The sequence below is a fragment of the Nitrobacter sp. CN101 genome (assembly GCF_055390255.1).
Genome location: NZ_AP038833.1, coordinates 1,980,867 through 1,997,409, shown reverse-complemented (window position 1 = coordinate 1,997,409; position 16,543 = coordinate 1,980,867). Strand labels below are relative to the sequence as shown.

Annotated in this window: 16 protein-coding genes; 11 read left to right on the top strand and 5 right to left on the bottom strand. The window is 60.9% G+C overall.

Annotated features, from left to right (window positions below; translation table 11 throughout):
* The first annotated feature begins 55 nt into the window (after positions 1-55).
* From ACZ5IL_RS09860 to ACZ5IL_RS09815, 10 genes are all read left to right on the top strand, one after another.
* Positions 56-1,954: a methylmalonyl-CoA mutase family protein gene (locus ACZ5IL_RS09860; protein WP_464596593.1), complete on the top strand. Its 1,899-nt coding sequence runs from the start codon at positions 56-58 to the stop codon at positions 1,952-1,954.
* On the top strand, positions 1,939-2,403 hold the full coding sequence (locus tag ACZ5IL_RS09855) for a GFA family protein (RefSeq protein WP_464596591.1): 465 nt from the start codon (positions 1,939-1,941) through the stop codon (positions 2,401-2,403). The genes ACZ5IL_RS09860 and ACZ5IL_RS09855 overlap by 16 nt, the downstream gene beginning before the upstream one ends.
* 38 nt (positions 2,404-2,441) lie before the next feature.
* Complete coding sequence (locus ACZ5IL_RS09850; protein WP_464596589.1) at positions 2,442-2,822, top strand: hypothetical protein; 381 nt, start codon at positions 2,442-2,444, stop codon at positions 2,820-2,822.
* Positions 2,819-4,984: a methylmalonyl-CoA mutase gene (gene scpA / locus ACZ5IL_RS09845; protein WP_464596587.1), complete on the top strand. Its 2,166-nt coding sequence runs from the start codon at positions 2,819-2,821 to the stop codon at positions 4,982-4,984. Before ACZ5IL_RS09850 ends, scpA begins: the two co-directional genes overlap by 4 nt.
* A 37-nt stretch (positions 4,985-5,021) precedes the next feature.
* Complete coding sequence (locus ACZ5IL_RS09840) at positions 5,022-5,342, top strand: nucleotidyltransferase family protein (RefSeq protein ID WP_464596585.1); 321 nt, start codon at positions 5,022-5,024, stop codon at positions 5,340-5,342.
* Positions 5,335-5,685: a HepT-like ribonuclease domain-containing protein gene (locus ACZ5IL_RS09835; RefSeq protein ID WP_464596583.1), complete on the top strand. Its 351-nt coding sequence runs from the start codon at positions 5,335-5,337 to the stop codon at positions 5,683-5,685. The genes ACZ5IL_RS09840 and ACZ5IL_RS09835 overlap by 8 nt, the downstream gene beginning before the upstream one ends.
* Positions 5,686-5,743: 58 nt before the next feature.
* Positions 5,744-6,724 carry a methylmalonyl Co-A mutase-associated GTPase MeaB gene (meaB, locus tag ACZ5IL_RS09830; RefSeq protein WP_464596581.1) on the top strand — a complete coding sequence of 327 codons (981 nt, stop codon included), beginning with the start codon at positions 5,744-5,746 and terminating at the stop codon, positions 6,722-6,724.
* 55 nt (positions 6,725-6,779) lie between these two features.
* Positions 6,780-7,415 (top strand): pyroglutamyl-peptidase I, encoded by a 636-nt coding sequence (locus ACZ5IL_RS09825; protein ID WP_464596579.1) that lies wholly within the window; start codon positions 6,780-6,782, stop codon positions 7,413-7,415.
* Between the two features lie 117 nt (positions 7,416-7,532).
* Positions 7,533-8,795, top strand: a complete 1,263-nt coding sequence (locus ACZ5IL_RS09820) for a multidrug effflux MFS transporter (protein ID WP_464596577.1) — start codon at positions 7,533-7,535, stop codon at positions 8,793-8,795.
* A gap of 214 nt (positions 8,796-9,009) precedes the next feature.
* On the top strand, positions 9,010-10,377 hold the full coding sequence (locus ACZ5IL_RS09815) for a TIGR03808 family TAT-translocated repetitive protein (RefSeq protein ID WP_464596575.1): 1,368 nt from the start codon (positions 9,010-9,012) through the stop codon (positions 10,375-10,377).
* A gap of 107 nt (positions 10,378-10,484) precedes the next feature.
* Here ACZ5IL_RS09815 and ACZ5IL_RS09810 read toward each other — a convergent pair whose 3' ends face one another.
* The 5 genes from ACZ5IL_RS09810 to ACZ5IL_RS09790 form a co-directional block, all read right to left on the bottom strand.
* Positions 10,485-10,889: a TIGR03809 family protein gene (locus tag ACZ5IL_RS09810; protein WP_464596573.1), complete on the bottom strand. Its 405-nt coding sequence runs from the start codon at positions 10,887-10,889 to the stop codon at positions 10,485-10,487.
* Between the two features lie 310 nt (positions 10,890-11,199).
* Positions 11,200-11,403 carry a CsbD family protein gene (locus tag ACZ5IL_RS09805; RefSeq protein WP_464596571.1) on the bottom strand — a complete coding sequence of 68 codons (204 nt, stop codon included), beginning with the start codon at positions 11,401-11,403 and terminating at the stop codon, positions 11,200-11,202.
* A gap of 376 nt (positions 11,404-11,779) precedes the next feature.
* On the bottom strand, positions 11,780-13,636 hold the full coding sequence (locus ACZ5IL_RS09800) for a S8 family serine peptidase (protein WP_464596569.1): 1,857 nt from the start codon (positions 13,634-13,636) through the stop codon (positions 11,780-11,782).
* Between the two features lie 60 nt (positions 13,637-13,696).
* Positions 13,697-14,389: a hypothetical protein gene (locus tag ACZ5IL_RS09795; RefSeq protein WP_464596567.1), complete on the bottom strand. Its 693-nt coding sequence runs from the start codon at positions 14,387-14,389 to the stop codon at positions 13,697-13,699.
* Positions 14,386-14,955 carry a sigma-70 family RNA polymerase sigma factor gene (locus ACZ5IL_RS09790; protein ID WP_464596565.1) on the bottom strand — a complete coding sequence of 190 codons (570 nt, stop codon included), beginning with the start codon at positions 14,953-14,955 and terminating at the stop codon, positions 14,386-14,388. The genes ACZ5IL_RS09795 and ACZ5IL_RS09790 overlap by 4 nt, the downstream gene beginning before the upstream one ends.
* Before the next feature lie 369 nt (positions 14,956-15,324).
* Here ACZ5IL_RS09790 and ACZ5IL_RS09785 point away from each other — a divergent pair, with 369 nt between their 5' ends.
* A complete protein-coding gene (locus ACZ5IL_RS09785) occupies positions 15,325-16,431 on the top strand; it encodes a DUF2336 domain-containing protein (RefSeq protein WP_464596563.1) in 1,107 nt (368 codons plus the stop codon).
* Positions 16,432-16,543 lie beyond the last annotated feature (112 nt).

The following is a 16,543-nucleotide window of genomic DNA, read 5'->3' as shown; positions in this document are numbered from 1 at the left end:
ACCGGTATCCACTTCGCTCGAAAACGCTGTAGATTTCTCGGAAACGAGCACACGAATGCCCGCTGCTCACGACGAGGTCACCAATCTGCCGCTGGCAGCCGATTTCGCGCCGGCTACAGCAGCCGATTGGCGCAAGCTGGTCGATGACGTGTTGAAGGGCACACCCTTCGAGAAGCTGGTTGGAAAGACCTATGACGGTCTTAGGATCGAACCGCTCTATACCCGGGCGAAAGGCGCGTCCGCGATTGGCGGCCGCGCCGCGGCGGCACCATGGCAGATCATGCAGCGGATCGATCATCCTGATCCCGCACAGGCCAACGCACAGGCGCTGCATGACCTCGAAAACGGCGCTGGCGGCCTGACGCTGGTGTTCGCGGGCGCCAACGGCGCGCGTGGCTTCGGACTGCCGCCGACCGCAGAAGCTGTTGCCAAGGTGCTGGACGGTGTTTTTCTCGATGCAGGCATCTCCATGGAGTTGCAGATCGGCCCGCAATCGCGCGCGGTCGCGTTCCAAATCGCGGACTACATCAGAACGAAGGGAATGAGTCCGACCACTTGCTATATCCGCTTTGGTTTCGATCCGCTCGGCGCCTGCGCGACATCCGGATTCAGCACGGGCGCGTGGGTTGAGATCGTTCCGGCGGTGACGGATGCCGCTAAGATGCTCGCCGACAGGGGCTTCAAGGGGCCATTCTTTGTCGCCGATGGCCGTGTGATCCACGACGCCGGCGGATCGGAAGCTCAGGAGCTTGCCTTCGTCCTGGCGTCTGCGGTGGCCTATCTTCGGGCTCTTGAAAGCGCCGGCATTGCCCTCGATGAGGCGCGCTGCCTGATCTACGCGCGGCTCAGCGCCGATGCCGACCAATTCCTGACTTTGGCCAAGTTCCGCGCGCTGCGGCTCTTGTGGGCGCGGGTCGAGCAGGCTTGTGGTCTCATGCCAAAGCCCTTGCTCATCGCCGCTGAAACCGCATGGCGGATGCTGACCCGGCGCGACCCTTACGTGAATATGCTGCGTGCTACCGTCGCAACATTTTCGGCAGGTCTCGGCGGCGCTGACAGCGTCTGTGTGCTCCCGCATACGCAAGCACTCGGCTTGCCCGATGACTTCGCGCGACGCATAGCGCGAAACACGCAACTCATCCTGCTGGAGGAAGCTAGCCTCGCCAAAGTCGCAGATCCGGCGGCAGGCTCGGGCGGCATCGAAGCCTTGACGCAGCAGCTTTGTCAGAGGAGCTGGGCGCTGTTTCAGGACATCGAGAAAGCCGGCGGAGGTTTCGCCGCCCTCGAACAAAACCTGATCCAGCGCAGCGTTGCCATGACGCGCGCTGCACGCGAAATGAATGTCGCAAAACGGCGCGACGTGCTCACCGGCACCAGCGAATTTCCTAACCTGCATGAGAAGCCGGCCGACGTGCTCGACCTCAGGCCGGTCACGCCCAAGCCTTGCGGCAAGGCAGGGATTATCTTCGAGGCGCTGGCGCCGATACGACTCGCTGTCCCCTTCGAAAAGCTGCGCGACCGTTCCGACGATTGGCTCACGGCCACCGGCGCGCGACCGAAAATCTTCCTCGCCACTCTCGGCGCCCCTGCCGACTTCGCCGCGCGCGTGACCTTCGCCCGAAGCTTCTTCGAGGCCGGCGGCATCGAGGCGGTCGATTCAGGGTTGGCCGGAGGGAACGCAAAAGATCCGCTCGCCGAAGCCTTCAAGGTGTCTGGAGCCCAAATGGTCTGCCTGTGTTCCTCGGATCAGGTCTATGCCGAACAGGCTGCTCTCGCGGTGCAGGCCTTTCATGCCGCAGGTGCAAGCCATATCTATCTGGCGGGCCAACCAAACGAGCTGGAACCCGCCTTGCGCCAGGCAGGCGCGTGCGATTTCATCTTCGCGGGGACCAATGCGTTGGCGGCGCTGAACGACGTCTGGCTGCGATTGGAGCGATCATGGCCGAGAAGATGAAACCGTCGCTGACCGGCGGATGCCAGTGTGGCGCCATCCGCTTCGCGCTGACGGCCCCCCCGGTGCGCATCAGCATTTGTCACTGCCGCATGTGCCAGAAAGCCGCCGGCGCGCCATTTGCGTCTTTTGCCGAGATCCCGCGCGAGAACTTTCGCTGGACCAAGAGTACTCCGGCGACGTTCCGGTCATCCTCCATCGCGGAGCGCGCTTTCTGCGCCGCCTGCGGCACACCGTTGGGTTTCAGCCGCATCGGCGGTCCTTGCATCGAGATCATGACCGGCGCATTCGACCGGCCCGACCTGCTGATGCCGACCGGACAATACGGAACGGAGTCCCGGCTCGGCTGGATTGCGACCATCGTCAACCTGCCGAGCCATACCACGACCGAAAATTACGGACCGGAAAAGATGGCGACCATTATCAGCCACCAGCACCCGGACCAAGACTGAGTATGACCAGATCGGAACGGATATCATGGGTCTAAGATATGACCGATCATGATGAACTTGCCGGACTGGAAGCAGAGCGTGCGCGTTTGCTGTCGATGATTGCCTATCACAACCGGCCACTGTCTCCGCCGTGGCTTAAGGTGGCTGCGCTCGGGTTATTGGGCGGCGGCGTGATTTATACCGTGGCGGCTATCGCTTCCGTTCAAAACTCCGTTTCGGGCTTGATTTTATTCATAGGGCTCGTTGGCCTCTCGGGATACATTCTCACACGAAAGGTAACGGTTTTCGGTATTACCATTCCTGTGATTGCGATCATTACTCTGAGTCCCGGCAGACCGTCGGCTGGAGAAACTGAGACTCGTCGGCGTCTCGCCGATTGCGAGGCGCGAATTGCGAAATTGAAGGAAGGTCACTCATGACCCGCATCCCCAATTTCGCCGACGTCGCGTTCGCGCCGGTTGCGCCTCTTGTCGCTGGCAGCTTCGAACCATCTCCGGAATTCTGGCTGACCCCAGAAGGCATTCCAGTCAAATCCGCCTACAGCGAAGCCGATCTCGACGGCATCGACTTCCTCGACACATGGCCCGGCATCGCACCTTACCTGCGCGGCCCCTACCCGACCATGTACGTCAACCAGCCCTGGACCATCAGGCAGTATGCCGGGTTCTCGACGGCGGAGGATTCCAACGCCTTCTATCGCCGCAATCTTGCCGCCGGCCAGAAGGGGCTGTCGGTTGCCTTCGACCTCGCCACCCACCGCGGCTATGACTCGGATCATCCTCGCGTTTCGGGTGACGTCGGCATGGCGGGCGTGGCGATCGATTCCATCTACGACATGCGCACGCTATTCGCCAGCATCCCGCTCGACCGGATAAGCGTGTCGATGACCATGAACGGCGCGGTGCTCCCGGTTCTCGCACTGTTCGTTGTGGCAGCCGAAGAACAGGGCGTGCCGCCGGAAAAACTCTCTGGCACCATTCAGAACGACATCCTCAAAGAATTCATGGTGCGCAACACCTATATCTATCCGCCCGCGCCTTCGATGCGGATCGTCTCCGACATCTTCGCCTACGCTTCAAAAAAGATGCCGAAGTACAATTCGATTTCGGTCTCCGGCTACCACATGCAGGAAGCAGGCGCGACGCAAGACCTCGAACTCGCCTATACGCTCGCCGACGGCGTCGAGTATGTCCGCGCGGGCCTTAAGGCCGGCCTGGACATCGACCGGTTCGCGCCGCGGCTGTCGTTCTTCTGGGCGACCGGCATGAACTTCTTCATGGAAGTCGCCAAGATGCGCGCCGCGCGGCTATTGTGGGCCAAGCTCATGAAGCCGTTCAATCCGAAAGATGCGCGCTCGCTCTCCTTGCGCACCCATTGCCAGACCTCCGGCTGGTCGCTGACCGCGCAGGATGTCTTCAACAACGTGATCCGCACCACGATCGAAGCAATGGCGGCGACGCAAGGTCATACCCAGTCGCTGCACACCAACGCGCTCGACGAGGCCCTGGCGCTGCCGACCGACTTCTCTGCCCGCATCGCCCGCAACACTCAGCTTTTCCTGCAGCAGGAGAGCGGCACCACGCGCATCGTCGATCCCTGGGGCGGCTCGTATTACGTCGAACGGCTCACGCATGATCTCGCAATGAAGGCCTGGGGCCACATTCGCGAAGTCGAGGAACTCGGCGGCATGGCCAAGGCGATCGAGGCCGGCGTGCCCAAGCTACGCATCGAGGAAGCGGCCGCCAGGACGCAAGCCAGGATCGATGCCGGAAAGCAGGTTGTGATCGGTGTCAACAAGTACAAGCCCGAACACGAGACGCCGATCGACGTGCTCAGGATCGACAACTCGACGGTGCGTGGCTTGCAGATCGAGAAGCTGAAACGGTTGCGCGGCGAGCGCAGGCAGGAGGATGTCGATGCCGCACTCGCGGCGCTGACGCGCTCGGCCGGCGAAGGCAACGGCAACCTGCTGGCGCTCGCCATCGACGCGGCGCGCGCCAAGGCAACCGTCGGCGAAATTTCCGACGCGATGGAGAAGGTGTTCGGCCGGCATCGCGCCGAAATCCGGTCCATCACCGGGGTTTACAAGCGCGAGGCTGCCGCCATGTCCGACAAGGTTTCAAAGGTGCAGGCGCTTATCGACGCCTTCGATGAGGCCGAGGGACGCCGCCCGCGCATCCTCGTCGCCAAGATCGGCCAGGACGGCCACGATCGCGGCCAGAAAGTAATCGCTTCCGCGTTCGCCGACATCGGCTTCGACGTCGATATCGGACCGTTGTTTGCGACAGCGGAAGAAGCCGCGCGGCAGGCGGTCGAAAACGACGTGCACATTCTCGGCGTGTCCTCGCTCGCCGCCGCGCACCTGACTACGGTGCCGGAATTGAAAGCCGCACTGAAAAGCCACGGCCGCGACGACATCATGATCATCGTCGGCGGCGTGGTGCCGCCGCAGGATTACGATGCGCTCTACCAGGCCGGCGCGGAGGCTATCTTCCCACCCGGAACGGTGATCGCAGACGCCGCCGAAGACCTGATCCGCAAGCTCACCGCGCGGCTCGGCCATAGCGCGACGACGGAGTGAGGGAGACGATTCAGCGGAATCGTGATAAACGAGTGAAATGAACACAGTATCGAAGATCGATCGCGAAGAAATTATCCTTAGCCTAAGAAGGCTTCAACCGCAGCTCCGGGAGCGTGGGATAAGCCGCCTAGCGATCTTCGGTTCACGTGCACGAGGCAACCCCAGGCCCGATAGCGATCTTGACGTTCTCGTCGATATCAAACCCGAGACGAAGTTTTCGTTAATCGATCTTGTCGGTATATCGCATATCATCGGCGACGAACTTGGTCTCTCCGCAAATATGTTTATGCGGCGCAGCTTAGAGCCCGGACTGGCAAATACCATTCGACCGGAAATCATTGAGGTATTCAATGACTGACCGGACTTATTGGCGCCTGATGGATATGAAGAATGCAATTCTGGAAATCAGGAAACTGTTAACCGACAAGACTCCCGATGCTGTCGCCACAGATATGGCAACACGTGCAGCATTCGAACGATTCCTTGAAATACTCAGCGAGGCATCGCGTCACATTCCCGAAAACTGGAAGAGTGAACATCAGGATATTCCGTGGCGACAAGTTGCCGATCTCGGCAACTTTATCCGCCATGTCTATCATCGAATAGACCTCGACGTTTTATGGGCGATTTACACAGACGATCTTGATCCGTTGGAGCGCGTAGTGGATTCTCTCCTCCATCGTGCGAAACCGGATGTTTGAAATGTTGCCGCGCCAACGCATTCCCAATCGCTTCATACCGCGCGAATAGACTCGCGGGATGAACTTAGCCGGAAATCCCGAGCTTCTCGCTACCAACATCCGCGCCGGCAATCGCGCAGCGCTGGCGCGCGCCATCACCCTGATCGAAAGCCGTCGCGCCGATCACGAGGCCACCGCGCGCGAACTGGTGCAGGAACTTCTGCCAGCGACCGGCAATGCCCTTCGCGTCGGCATCACTGGCTCACCCGGCGTCGGCAAATCCACCACCATCGACGCGCTCGGCATGGACCTGATCGCGCGTGGTCACCGGATCGCGGTGTTGGCGGTTGATCCGTCCTCGGTGCGCAGCGGGGGCTCGATTTTGGGCGACAAGACGCGGATGGCGCGACTGGCAGCATGCGAGGCGGCCTACATCCGGCCCTCGCCCGCCGCGGGAACGCTTGGGGGTGTTGCGGCGAGGACGCGCGAGGCGATGCTTTTGTGCGAAGCGGCGGGCTTCGACGTGATCCTGGTAGAGACGGTGGGAATCGGACAGTCCGAAACCGCCGTGTACGACATGACGGACTTCTTCCTCGCTTTGATGCTGCCCGGCGCCGGCGACGAATTGCAAGGCATCAAGAAGGGCATTGTCGAGCTCGCCGATATGATCGCGATCAACAAGGCCGACGGCGATAATCTGCCGCGCGCCAATGCCGCGGCCGCGTCCTACCGTTCCGCGATGAAAATTCTCGCGCCCCGCTCACAGCATTGGTCTCCGCCGGTCGTGACGTACTCGGGGCTGACCGGGTCAGGTATCCCGGAGCTGTGGCAGACAATCGTCGAGCACCGCGCCGCGATGAACGCCTCCGGCGAGTTCACGCAGCGGCGCAGCCAGCAACAGGTGAAGTGGATGTGGTCGATGTTCGAGGATCGCATGACAACGCGCCTGCGCAATGATGCTTCGGTCCGCGCAAAAGTGAAGGCGACCGAGACCGCGGTCGCCGAAGGTCGCGTCACGCCGGGGCTGGGGGCGAGTCAGATCGCGGAACTGCTGAGATGACGGATTACCCTCTCCCGCAGGAGAGAAGGAAAAGAACAAATGGACCCGGTTTGGAATGAGCAAAGGTCTCCGCATTCTCGTCACCGGATTCGGCCCGTTTCCGGGCGCGCCCTTCAATCCAACCCCACCGCTGGTCGAACGACTCGCAAAGCTGCGTCGATCCGCGCTGAGCGACGTCACGATCACAACCCACGTCTTCGATGTCGCGTACGCCGCGGTGGATCTTGAACTGCCGCAGCTTCTTGCAACGCATCGTCCGCACGCGCTCTTGATGTTCGGTCTCGCGGCGCGCACACCCTGGCTGCGGATCGAAACGCGCGCGCGAAACGCGGTGACGACGATCTGGCCGGACCGGCGCGGCACGCGGGTTCGTAAGGGCTCGATCGCGGGCATAGCGAATGCGCGTGCGTTCGGACCGCATGTTTTCAGACTGCTGCGCGCGGCACGCCTGACCGGTATCGACGCCCGCGCCTCGCGCGATGCCGGCAGCTATGTTTGCAATTACCTCTGCTGGCGCGCCATCGAGGCCGCCGATCATCAAACGGGACCGCGCCTCGCTGCGTTCATTCATGTTCCACCGCTGAAGCGCGACGGCTCGGCTCGCGTCCCCGGCGGCATTACGCTGGAGCATCTGGCCGATGCCGGCGAGGCTATATTGCTGGAGCTAGTGAAGGAGGTACGCCGCGCGTAAATCTCGAAAACTCATGGTCCCCTGCGTTCGGCGATGGACAGCCATGTCCGAAACGGGCATTGTGCAGCGCAACAGCGGTATCGATATGGCTGCTTACCGATCTCCCGAGACAAATCGATGACCGACACCGATATGGACGGGTGGGTATCACAAGCCCATCAGCCGAGAGGGTTTCCTGAGTTTGTCGCCCTCGTCGCCTGCATCATGGCGCTAAATCCAATTGCGACAGACATGATGTTGCCGGCGATGCCGGACGTCGGCAATGCCTACGGGATCGCCAATCCCAACCACGTCCAGGCCGTGATCTCGGTGTATCTGGCCGGCTTCGGCGCAGGCCAGTTCATCATGGGGCCGCTGTCTGACCGGTTCGGCCGCCGTCCGATCCTGATCGGTGGAATGCTGCTCTACAGCGCCGCGGGCCTGTTGTCGGTGATCGCATCCTCGTTTGAAATGATGCTGCTGGCGCGGGTGCTGCAGGGCGTTGGAAGTTCGGCCGGCCGCGTCATCGCCACCTCGATCGTGCGCGACTGCTATGCCGGACGGCGCATGGCGAGCGTGATGTCGCTGGCGATGATGATTTTCATCTCGGTGCCCATCCTTGCGCCGTCACTCGGTCAAGCGATTCTGCTGTTCGCAGAGTGGCGCGGCATCTTCGTGGTGCTGACCGCCTACGGTTTGCTCGCCCTGGCGTGGTGCGCAATCCGATTGCCGGAGACCCTGCCGGCCGCGGGACGCAAGCCGCTGACCGCTGCAAGCGTGTTCGACGCATTCCGCCAGACTGTAACCAACCGGCAGACCATTGGATATGCACTCGCCGCCGGCGGCATCCAGAGCGTGTTGTTCGCCTATGTGTTCTGCTCACAGCAGATCTTCACCGGAATCTACGGCCTCGGCGACTCTTTTCCGCTCGCCTTCGCCGCCATCGCCACCGGCCTTGCCGCGGCGGGTTTCCTGAACGCGCGCATCGTCGGCCGGTTCGGCATGCGGGTGATCTCGCACGGCGCTCTGACGGGATCGGTGGTGATCGCAGCGCTGACGCTGCTCACCGCGTGGCAGGGCTGGCTGTCGTTTCCGATCTATATGATGTTCGCGATCGGGACGATGTTTGCTTTCGGGCTGATGTTCTCGAACTTCACCGCGCTCGCGATGGAACCGCAAGGCCATATCGCGGGAACCGCATCATCCCTGTTCGGCTCGATCACAACGTTGTTAGGCAGCGGCGTCGGCGCCCTGATCGGGCAGGATTTCAACGGCACTATGCTGCCGTTCGCGACCGGCGCTTTCCTTTGCACAATCGCCGCTTTCGTCGTGGTGGTCGTCGTCGAGCGCGGACGATTGTTCGTGCCGCACAATCCAATGGTCCCGACGCCGCCGCATTAACCCTGTCGCCAACAATCGCCCACCTTCGTCGTCGCCCGCCAGCCGTCATCCCCGTTTTCCGGGTTACATCCAGACGCAGAGCAACTTCGCTTCTGATTGAATCAGAACGAAGCTCTGGATTGTTATTTCGACGCGTTTTCTTCACGCGAACCGGTATCCACTTCGCTCGAAAACGCTCTAGAGCGTTTGCTTGGCTCAAAGGGATCAGCAACCCATGGATATCCATCGCCGCCATATCCTCGGAGCTTCCGCCGCGGGCGTCGCCGGTGCAGTGGCGATACCGGCGGATGCAGTCCGTGCGGCACCGCTGACATCGACGCTCGGGCGCGACGCCACTCATTATGGCGTACGGCCGAACGCAACCGGCGACCAGACCCGCGCGCTGCAACGGGCGATCGATGAGGCGACCCGCGCCAACGCGCCGCTCGCGCTGCCCCCCGGCGTCTACCGCACCGGACCGCTGCAACTTGCCAAAGGCTCGCAACTCATCGGCGTGCGCGGCGCGACCACACTGATGTTCTCCGGCGGCGCTTCGCTGCTGGCAGCCGAGGGTGCCGACCACATCGGCCTCAGCAACCTCACCCTTGATGGAGACGGCATTCCCCTCCCCGGGCGGCGCGGCTTGATCCATTGCCTTGGCGGGCGCGATGTCCGGATTCTGGATTGCGCAATCACCGGCAGCGGCGGCAACGGCATCTGGCTCGAAAATGTCGCCGGTGAGATTAGCGGCAATGTCATCGATAAAATTGAAACGACGGGGATTGTCTCCTTCGACGCGCTCGGGCTGACGATCGCGCGCAACACCATTCTCGGGACAAACGACAACGGCATCGAGATCCTGCGCACGGCCATCGGCGACGACGGTTCGATCGTCACCGGCAACCGGATCGAAAACATCAAGGCCGGTAAAGGCGGCTCCGGCCAGTACGGCAACGCCATAAACGCGTTCCGGGCCGGCAATGTCATTGTCAGCGGCAACCGCATCAGCGACTGCGATTACTCCGCCGTGCGTGGCAACTCGGCATCGAACATTCAAATTACCGGCAACAGCATCACCGGTGTGCGAGAGGTGGCACTGTACTCCGAGTTTGCCTTCGAGGGCGCCGTGATCGCCAACAACACCGTGGACGGCGCGGCGGTCGGCGTCTCCGTCTGCAACTTCAACGAGGGCGGACGGCTTGCGGTCGTTCAGGGCAACATCATCCGCAACCTGTTGCCGAAGCGTCCGATCGGCACCGCCCCTGACGACGATGCCGGCATCGGCATCTACGTCGAGGCAGATACGTCAGTGACCGGAAACGTCATCGAGAACGCGCCGTCGTTCGGCATCATGGCAGGCTGGGGCAAATATCTTCGCGATGTCGCGATCACAGGCAACGTGATCCGCAAAACCTTCATTGGCATCGGAGTCTCGGTCGCGGACGGCGCTGGTACCGCGCTGGTCAACACCAATGTGATTTCGGACACGCCGCGCGGCGCGGTGGTGGGACTTGACCACGCCAAGCCCGTGACGCCTGACCTCACAGCCAATGGCGCTGCGAAATACGCGCAGATCGTTATCGGCGCCAACGCGGTGCGTTGAAATCGAGATGGCAAACGAAGCGGTGATGGCGACGATTCAAGCCACACGTGCCTCGGTAAGTCTCACCTCAGAGCCCCGCTTCTGATTCCAACAGAAACGGAAAGGCTCTAGGCCGCTTTTCCAGCCGGCACATCGTTGTTCGCTCGAAGCATCGAGTCGTCTTGTGATTCGGCAATCGCCAGCGCTGCATGCGGCACCGCAGCTCCAGCCGGCGACTGCCCGGTGTTACCCTGAATAACGGGAGAGTCCGAGGGTCGATTGAGCCACGACCAGTCGACTGCCCGATTATCCGGCATGGCTTCACGCCGCGCCAGCATTCGCCAGACTTCGACGACGGTCTTTGCCTCCCGCAAGTTTTCCATGAAAGCATTTTCGGAATGGTAACGTCGCCACCTGCCGCTTTCATAAAGCTCAATCAGAAAATCGAGCCGCTGTTCGGCAAGTACACACCAGCGATTGAGGACATCTTGAGCGTGGTCGGGCGCACGCCCGGCATCGTATCGTTGAGTCATTGGGGGACAGTCCGCAGGGAGGGAAACGGACGCAGACGCAACGAACGAATCATTCAAGCTTGCGGGATATTCTGTGGAAAACCTGTGCGAAGTCCAGCGCTTTGTGGCGTGAATATGACGCCATTGTGGAAGCAGTCCACAGGACGGGTGTTACAGGCGGCCTCGCAAACGGCAAGGAGATGCTACGTGGCGGGATCACAAACGTGCGATCGAAACAAACTGTGCTCGCTCCGGCGATGAATGGCAGCTGCCGACCCACGCCGAAACGCTGATCACAACAAAAAGCCCCGCCTTTTGGCGGGGCTGAGGATCACCACTTCTGGCGACCGTACCAATCATCGATTTCCTTCTTCGCTTGGTCCTTCTGATAACCGTAGCGTTCCTGAATTTTGCCCTCAAGCTGTTCGCGCCTACCACCGATGACATCAAGATCATCGTCGGTCAGCTTACCCCATTGCTCCTTGACCGCACCTTTGAGTTGCTTCCAGCCTCCTTCGACACGGTTCCAATCCATCGCAAATCTCCTGTTGTTGCGGGGGTGAAACGCGGAAACAACTCGACCGTTCCTATGTGTCTTTTGTGCATAGGAGAGCAGAACAAACACAGGCAGATCAAAAGGACACAGAAATGAGAAGACCCGCCCGGGGGGACAACCGGGCGGGTCAAGCCATATGGGCGCTGGGGTGGATGGGCGCTCGCGCCTAATATAGCCTCAGGGGAGTTTGGCCTCCCACACTCATTCTGTCGTCGAGTCCCCTGAAAACGTTCAAGGAAGACAGAAACTTTTTTAACGATCTGGAAAGACTCTGATGGAATCAGAAGCAGAGCTTTATGATTTTGATTTGACGCGTGTTCTTCACGCGAACCAACATTCGCTCAAAACGCTCTAGCTATTTCGCGGGCGAATCAGTGTCGCCTGGATTCGTACTCGCCGGCGCTGGCTGCGGTTCGCTTGAAGGCGCGGCCTCACTGGTCGTCACAGGAACAGCACTGGATGCGGCAGGCACCGGATCAGACACGGCCGTGACGGGCGCGGTTTTGTCAGCGGTCGGAACCGCGTTTTCCGGAACAGCTTGCACAGCGCGACACGCATCCGCCTCACCAGCACCGAACAGATCGTCACGGCCAGGCACACCGAGATCGCGCGCGCTTGTCGTCAGAATGGCGCGGACTTCGGCGGGTGTCAGCGTTGGACGACGCTCCAGAACCAGTGCCGCGAGACCACTGATGTAAGCTGCGGAGAACGAAGTCCCCGACGTCATCTGATATTTGCCGTTCGGTGCAGGAAGAAAAATATCAACGCCGGGGGCAGCGACTGCAACGTGGCTGCCACGATTGGAGGCTGCGAACAGCCGGTCGTCGGCATCGGTCGCGCTCACCGCGATCACCTGCGCGTCGGCGGCCGGATGGAGCGGCGGTGATTTCGGACCAGCATTACCGCTCGCGGCCACCATGACGATGCTTTTCGCCGCGGCCGCAGCAATGCCGCGCGAGACCAGCGCATCCTTCGGGCCGGCAAAACTCATGTTGATGATCTGCGCACCATGAGCCGCCGCGTAGTCAAGACTCTTGAGGATGGTGAACGAGGCGCTCTCGGCCGTGCCCTGCGTCACACCGAAGGCACGGATCGCGAGAATCTTGGCGGACGGAGCGCTCCCCATCAGCCGCGCGTGGGCGACGATCGCGCCGGCAATACCGGTGCCGTGCACGTGCGGCTCGCCCTTGCTGTCGAGTGCATCGAAACTCGCCGCTATCGAACCGGCGAGTTCTGGATGATCCGCATCGATTGCGGAATCGATCACCGCTACAATGACGCCGTTGCCGTGTGCCAACCCATGCGCTTCCGGCAGCCGCAGCTTTGCCAGTGCATACTGCGCAGGATCGCCTTCGGTCACTCCCGCCGTCTTCTGATCCTGGAGAATATAACGGAAATTTGGCTGCGCCGAACGCACGGCCGCATCGGCGCGCAGTTCACGTTGCACATCTTCGACCGGCCGGCGGCCGACGATGCGGAACAGACTGACCGTACTGCCCGTCAGTAAAAAACTCTGAGAGAAGACACGCTGCAATCGATGCCGCCGCGCCAGCGCGGTGAGTTGCGCATCCGGCATCGCGGCCGTCTCAGCAACAATCTCGCCGGGCAGATAGTTGCGCGTCACTGCGGCCTGACTCGCATTGCGGCGAGGCCCGCTGTTTTGACTCTGGGCTGGCGGACCATTGCCTCCGAGGTCGGCCACGAGCGGACGGCCGTTGCAATCGCCGCTCATCGCGCCATTGCCGCCTGTGCAAACCGGAAATGTATTAGGCGCGTAGCGAATATAGGAAATGCCTGACGCCGTGACCCCGATGACCGGCTTCCGCGGTTTCTCTTCACGGATAACTGTTTTGCGGGGCCGGGGCCGCGATGGCCGGCTGTTCACACCGCCGTCGCGCTCGATGGCACGGTAAGGTGCTTCGACATAAGGTGCCCTGCTGGGAGTCCCGATAGCACCGAGCATTAGCCCGTAACCCAAGCCCAAGCCCAGGCCGGAGCCTAGCCCCATGCCACGCGGTCCACCGCCCGGCGAGGGCATCGGCGCGCGCCCTTGCGTACCGAAGCCCGGAGAGCCCCTGGATCCTTGCATATAACCTTGCGCATGTGCCGGCGAAGCATCGCATGCGATCCAGCAAAGGCTTGTGAGGGCTAAGAGCGCGGTGCGCCATTTCGTTATGCCCGTCATGCGCTGGCGCATCGCACTGCGCTCCATTGTAGCTCCCCTGGCGTCGCAAAGCGGAAACCGAGTGCGGTCAGAAAAAGTTCACGTCCACTACTCGGCAGGAACCGCCAGATTGACGATCGCTTCGCTCTGGAGCTTGCCTAACAGGCCAGGAAAATCCTTGTGCTGATCGAAGCGCAGCTGGAACAGGCCGTTGCGGGACACCGAAACAATCGTGGCCTGGTAGGTGTCCAGGAAAGTACTAATGTCGGACATGCGCGCATCCGGCGCGAACCGTACCAACGCCTTCGGTCCCGCTTCCACGGCCAGTCCGCGGGTCAATGGTGCATCCGGCGCGCTGTGAGACGCTGTGCGAAACGATTGGCCGCCATCGTCCTTCGCCAGCATCGCGGCGATCACGCCGGCCTGGAGCACAACCACGAGCGCTCCGACCGCACCAGCCGCCGCCAATGTGCGCGGCGACAGGTCGCTAAAGAACTGCGAAACCCGCGCCCACAGGCCGAGGCGCGCTATCGGAACGCTCAGTGCCGGCTCGGCGTCGATTGCGGCGAACAGTTTTTGCAGCGCGCCTACAGACGGAGCGCCGAGGCTTTCATTGAGTGAAATGGTTTCAACATATTCATCCCGGATCACCGCATATTGCTTCGCCAAATCGGGATCGCGCGCGAGCGCTTCCTCAACCCGGCGTATGTCACGCGTGCTCAGCGTGCCGGCAGCATGCCACGGTAGCAGCGCCTCGACATCTCCCGGCTCGTCGTCCGTGACCCTCTTCGCCGCTGTCATGGCCAACCTCGTTCGATTCCGGCTGCCTTCAGCAGACCGGCCAGTTTCTTGCGCGCGTAGAACAGTCGCGTCTTAACAGTGTTCTCGGGTATTCCGACAATCTCAGCGACCTCTTCCACCGATTTCTCGTGGTAGTAGACGAGATCGACGATCTCTCGGTGCTCGGCTGAAAGCTGCATCAGACACTTGCGGAGCGCGTTTCCCGTATCCTTCTTCTGTACCGTCACCTCCGGATCGTCGGATTGATCCTCGATTTCATTGGCCGTCTCATCATCGAGTTCGGCATCCTTCCTGCGGCGAAGCGCAGAGAGGGCTTTGAATCGCATGATTGCCAGCAACCAGGTGGAGACCGCGGATCGCCCTTCGAATTTGCCGGCCTGACGCCACACATCGAGAAAAACCTCGCTGATAAGGTCTTCGGCGATCTGTTCGTTCCGCACGAGTCTCAGTCCAAAACGAAAGACCCTGACGTGATGACGCCCGTACAGCACCTGCATGGCGAGGCGGTCGCCTTGAGCGATCCGGGCAATTAGAGCTTCATCGGAAGCCGCCTGAGTCGTACTCACTTGCCGTCTCGTAGAATTGGTCGGGTTCGCGGGGAAGAAGGTTCGAATGGCAAAGTAAAATCTTCTCAAATTACAAGCAATCAGCCGTTCGGCCGCGGCTAGGTTGTGCCCGAATCGGTGAAAAGGGCAAGCGCCATGGGTATCTGATAAAGAGCAGCGTTCCGTGTAGAACAACCTGCCCGAGCCACATCCCGTTAAAAAAACACACCAAACTTAAAGGCTTTTCGCCGTAAATTCCCCGCCCAGCTACTCATCGACGGGCCATTTGAATAGTTTGGCTCCGATCGCTCGATTCCGCAGTGGTCTGCCGCGGCAGCCATCCTGGATCAGCGCGATCGGAACGTCACTGCAGAACTCTAGGATAGAGCCATGCTTTCCAAGTCGGCGGGGTCGGCAAATCTGCTCGAGGAACTCCAGACCGTTCTCACCCATGGCACAATCGCGCGGCGGATCGAAACACTGCAGCGAGTCACCGACCTTTTCCTGAACAACACGGTCGACTATTCCGACGATCAAATCACGCTCTTCGATGACGTTTTTAATTGCTTGATTCATCACATCGAGAGTTCGGCGAAAGCGCTACTTGCCAGACGCCTGGCTCCCGTCGCCAAGGCTCCGCCGCAGATCATTCACGTCCTCGCCTTCGACGATCTGATCGAAGTCGCCGCACCCGTGCTGTCGCAATCCGAGCGGCTCAGCGATGAGGTGCTTATCGAGAGCGTCCGCAGCAAAAGCCAGGCTCATTTGCTGGCGATCTCCACGCGGAGGGTTTTAAGCGTCGCGGTCACCGATATTCTGATCGAGCGAGGCAACGACGAAGTCGTCAAAAGCACCGTTAGCAATCCGGGCGCTGATTTTTCCGAACTTGGCTTCACGCAGTTGGTCGAACGCGCCGAAGGCAACGACGACATCGCCACCTGCGTCGGAATGCGGCGGTCGATCCCGCGGCATCACTATTTGAAGCTGATCGCGAAGGCCTCCGCCGCGGTGCGGGCGCGTCTCGCGGCGGCTAACCCAGATCGGGCAAACGACGTTTCGGTCGCCGTTAGCGAGGTAACGCGGCGAGCACGCTCGGCGCCCGGGGCCATCAGCAGGGAAACGACGATCGCACATGGGCTGGTCAGGTCGCTGTACGAAGATGGGAGGCTGGACGAGCACGAAGTCGCTTCGTTTGCGGAAGCCAGAAAGTTCGATGAAACGAATGCCGCCATTGCCTGTCTCGCCAATGTCTCAATCGCAGACGCCGAAAAAATGATGATCGAATCCCAAACCGAGGGCTTACTTATTCTGGCTAAGGTAGGCGGCCTCTCCTGGGCAACAGTGAAAACCATCATCGATATGCGCCGCGATCTGACTCATGTTGAGATGACGGACATCGATGCAGCGAAGCGGACCTATGAATGTCTGCGCCTGTCCACTGCGCAACAGGTACTGCGCTTTCATCGAACGCAACAAGCGGCCGCTGCGGACGGCTAGAACCGGATAGAGTTGCGTTAATCTTTAGCCGTATCTTCGATACCCGTATCCTTTGATCGAGTATCCGAAAGCCGGTTCCTTCTTCCGGGATACACGGCCAGCCAGACCGATA

Bases quoted from the DNA above. Each gene is read 5' to 3' on its own strand.
- ACZ5IL_RS09800 (WP_464596569.1), bottom strand. From the start codon at position 13,636: ATGGAGCGCAGTGCGATGCGCCAGCGCATGACGGGCATAACGAAATGG.
- ACZ5IL_RS09785 (WP_464596563.1), top strand. From the start codon at position 15,325: ATGCTTTCCAAGTCGGCGGGGTCGGCAAATCTGCTCGAGGAACTCCAG.
- ACZ5IL_RS09815 (WP_464596575.1), top strand. From the start codon at position 9,010: ATGGATATCCATCGCCGCCATATCCTCGGAGCTTCCGCCGCGGGCGTC.
- ACZ5IL_RS09860 (WP_464596593.1), top strand. From the start codon at position 56: ATGCCCGCTGCTCACGACGAGGTCACCAATCTGCCGCTGGCAGCCGAT.
- ACZ5IL_RS09825 (WP_464596579.1), top strand. From the start codon at position 6,780: ATGAGCAAAGGTCTCCGCATTCTCGTCACCGGATTCGGCCCGTTTCCG.
- ACZ5IL_RS09840 (WP_464596585.1), top strand. From the start codon at position 5,022: ATGAACACAGTATCGAAGATCGATCGCGAAGAAATTATCCTTAGCCTA.
- ACZ5IL_RS09820 (WP_464596577.1), top strand. From the start codon at position 7,533: ATGACCGACACCGATATGGACGGGTGGGTATCACAAGCCCATCAGCCG.
- meaB (WP_464596581.1), top strand. From the start codon at position 5,744: ATGAACTTAGCCGGAAATCCCGAGCTTCTCGCTACCAACATCCGCGCC.
- ACZ5IL_RS09805 (WP_464596571.1), bottom strand. From the start codon at position 11,403: ATGGATTGGAACCGTGTCGAAGGAGGCTGGAAGCAACTCAAAGGTGCG.
- ACZ5IL_RS09795 (WP_464596567.1), bottom strand. From the start codon at position 14,389: ATGACAGCGGCGAAGAGGGTCACGGACGACGAGCCGGGAGATGTCGAG.
- ACZ5IL_RS09855 (WP_464596591.1), top strand. From the start codon at position 1,939: ATGGCCGAGAAGATGAAACCGTCGCTGACCGGCGGATGCCAGTGTGGC.
- scpA (WP_464596587.1), top strand. From the start codon at position 2,819: ATGACCCGCATCCCCAATTTCGCCGACGTCGCGTTCGCGCCGGTTGCG.
- ACZ5IL_RS09835 (WP_464596583.1), top strand. From the start codon at position 5,335: ATGACTGACCGGACTTATTGGCGCCTGATGGATATGAAGAATGCAATT.
- ACZ5IL_RS09850 (WP_464596589.1), top strand. From the start codon at position 2,442: ATGACCGATCATGATGAACTTGCCGGACTGGAAGCAGAGCGTGCGCGT.
- ACZ5IL_RS09810 (WP_464596573.1), bottom strand. From the start codon at position 10,889: ATGACTCAACGATACGATGCCGGGCGTGCGCCCGACCACGCTCAAGAT.